Here is a 239-nt window from a genome sequence, read left to right on the forward strand (position 1 = left end):
GTGGGAATTATTTAAACGGTAAAGCATCCTCGGCGGCGCGGCGATAAGCCATGATATGAACGCCCTCTTCATGACAAAACTGCGCCACGCCAGCAGCAAGCCCAGGATGCGCTAAATAGTGCAGCGAACGCACCCGCTGTGGTGCAAAGCCCCTGACCAGCTTATGCTCGCCCTGGGTGCCCGGGTCGAAGAGCGTTAGCCCCTTAGCTAGGCAGTGCTCAATCCCCTGGTAATAGCAG

1 protein-coding gene is annotated in these 239 nt (G+C 57.3%); it reads right to left on the reverse strand.

Going from position 1 to position 239, the window contains the following annotated elements; all coding sequences use genetic code 11:
• Positions 1 to 7: 7 nt before the first annotated feature.
• A partial coding sequence (locus R0J92_RS26235) for a peptidogalycan biosysnthesis protein (RefSeq protein WP_411053846.1) occupies positions 8 to 239 on the reverse strand: 232 nt, incomplete at its 5' end.

This window comes from Tritonibacter sp. SIMBA_163 (assembly GCF_046535935.1).
GTDB lineage: Bacteria > Pseudomonadota > Alphaproteobacteria > Rhodobacterales > Rhodobacteraceae > Epibacterium > Epibacterium scottomollicae.